Origin of the sequence: Brevundimonas sp. (genome assembly GCF_018608325.1) — a bacterium.
GTDB lineage: Bacteria > Pseudomonadota > Alphaproteobacteria > Caulobacterales > Caulobacteraceae > Brevundimonas.
In genome coordinates, this window is sequence record NZ_JABAZW010000120.1 from 2502 (window position 1) to 4732 (window position 2231).

The following is a 2231-nucleotide window of genomic DNA, read 5'->3' on the forward strand; positions in this document are numbered from 1 at the left end:
GCCTGCAACCCGGCCAGTACAGCCTGATCGTTGAGGCGGCCCGCGAACTGGGCGGGCGCGAAGTCGTGCGCGTTCCCTTCCGCTGGGGCGCGGCCAACACCGCCAATGCCGCAGGATCAACCGAACTGGGCGCCGTCAGCGTCACCGTCTCTCGCTAAGGACTGAAACCATGAAGAAGACCATCGCCCTTCTGACCCTGGCTGCCGCCCTTGCTGCGCCGATGGCGGCGCAGGCCCACCGTGCGTGGCTGGCCCCGACCGCCACCACGCTTTCAGGCAATGACGCCTGGGTCGGTTTCGACGCCGGCATGTCCAATCAGGTCTTCAATCCTGACCACGCCGCCATGCGTCTGGACAATGTGGTCGTCACCGCACCCGACGGTGCAACTGTCCAGCCAGAGCACTTGATGCAGGGCCAGTATCGTTCGACCTTTGACGTGCATCTGACCCAGAACGGCACCTACAAGATTGCCAATGTCTCCAGCGGCGTGAACGCCAGCTACAAGCTGAACGGCGAACAGAAGCGCTGGCGCGGCACGGCGGCAGAGTATCCCGCAGGTCTGCCTGCAGGCGCGACCGACGTGCAGGCGACCCGCAACGCCAGCCGCATCGAAACCTTCGTCACCCTGAACAACGCCACCACCAGCGTCTTCACCCCGACGGGGCAGGGTCTGGAGTTGGTGCCGGTGACCCATCCGAATGATCTGGCCGAGGGCGAGACCGCGACCTTCAAACTGCTGAAGGACGGCCAGCCCGCCTCTGGCGTCGAGGTGACCGTGGCGCGCGGCGGACAGCGTTACCGCAACGCCCCCGAAGAAATCACGACCACGACCGGCGCTGACGGCGCCTTCTCGATCACCTGGCCGGTTGCGGGCCTGTACTGGCTGAACGCCTCGGTCCGCACGCCGGGCGAGGGCCAGAATCTGGCGGCGAACGCCAGCTATGTGGCGGCGCTGGAAGTCCTGCCCTAAGTCCGGGCATGTCCGACAATCCCTTTTCCCGCGGGTCGCGCGGCGCGCCGCCCGTGATCACCATCGGCGACCCGGTTCCGCTTGGGGATCGGGCCGACAATCGTGTTCTGATTCCCGCCATGGAAGGCGGCCCCCCGCGTCCGCCCAGCGACATCATCCGCGCGCTGGACGGCCAGACCATGGGTACGACGTGGAGCGCGCGGGTCATCGCGCCTCCCGGCGTGGACGAGGCGGTGATCCGCACGGCTATCGAGGAAGAACTGACCGCCGTCGTCGATATCTTCAGCCCGTGGGAGTTCGACAGCGAGATCAGCCGTTTCAACGCTGCGCCCGAGGGGATGTGGGCGCTGTCCGATCCGCTGTGGACGGTGCTGAACGCGGCGATGGATCTGGGCGACGAAACGAACGGCGCGGTTGATCCGACGCTGGGGGCGCTGGTCGATCTGTGGGGCTTTGGCCCGCCCGGCCCGCGCTCGGCCCTGCTGCCGGTGCCGTCGGATGATGAGGTCGAGGCGGCGCGTAAGGTGTCGGGCTGGCAGAAGTTGCGGATGCACCGCGACGCCCAGGCCGTGATGCAGATCGGCGGGATGCAACTGGATTTTTCAGGCATCGCCAAGGGCTATGCGGTTGACCAGGTGTCGGAGCGCCTGACGGCCATGGGCGCGACCTCGCACCTGATCGAGATCGGCGGCGAACTGAAGGGGCGCGGCGTCAAGCCGGACGCACAGCCCTGGTGGGTCGAGATCGAACGTATCGAGGGTTCGCCCGCGCCGCGCACGGTGGCGGCCCTGCTTGATCTGGCCGTGGCGACCAGTGGCGACTATCGCCGCGCCTTCACCCACAACGGACGCCTCTATCCGCATACGATCAACGGCGAGACGGGGCGGCCGGTCGATAATGGTCTGGCCTCGGTCACGGTGCTGCACGCCTCGGCCATGATGGCGGACGCCTACGCCACGGCCCTGACGGTGATGGGGCCGGTCGATGGTCCCGACTATGCCGAGGCGGTCGGTCTGGCCGCCCATTTCGTCGAACGGACCGAGGCCGGTCTGGTCGAACGGCTGACGCCTGCCTTCACCGCCATGATGGATGAGGCCGGGTGACATCTGATCCGCAGCGCTGGCTGTGGGCGGTCGGGGCGGTGGTGCTCTGGCTGGCCCTGATCGCCTTGACCATCTGGCGTCAACGTCGGGCCAGGGCGTCGGCGCGCGCCCAGTCCAACGCCATGGCGGGCGAGGGGAACGGGCAGGCGGTTCTGGTC

At 67.6% G+C, this 2231-nt stretch carries 3 protein-coding genes; all 3 read left to right on the forward strand.

The window, feature by feature from the left end:
- Window positions 1–158: DUF2271 domain-containing protein (locus tag QZ281_RS11985; protein ID WP_292228652.1), on the forward strand; the 158-nt coding region annotated here is incomplete at its 5' end.
- Window positions 159–169: 11 nt separating this feature from the next.
- Complete coding sequence (locus QZ281_RS11990) at window positions 170–970, forward strand: DUF4198 domain-containing protein (protein ID WP_292228646.1); 801 nt, start codon at window positions 170–172, stop codon at window positions 968–970.
- 8 nt (window positions 971–978) lie between these two features.
- Entirely contained in the window at window positions 979–2073 is a 1095-nt protein-coding gene (locus QZ281_RS11995; protein WP_292228648.1) for an FAD:protein FMN transferase, read from the forward strand.
- The last annotated feature ends 158 nt before the right edge of the window (window positions 2074–2231 follow it).

What these genes read in the sequence shown, in the direction of transcription:
- QZ281_RS11990 (WP_292228646.1), top strand. Translation starts at nt 170, where the DNA reads ATGAAGAAGACCATCGCCCTTCTGACCCTGGCTGCCGCCCTTGCTGCG.
- QZ281_RS11995 (WP_292228648.1), top strand. Translation starts at nt 979, where the DNA reads ATGTCCGACAATCCCTTTTCCCGCGGGTCGCGCGGCGCGCCGCCCGTG.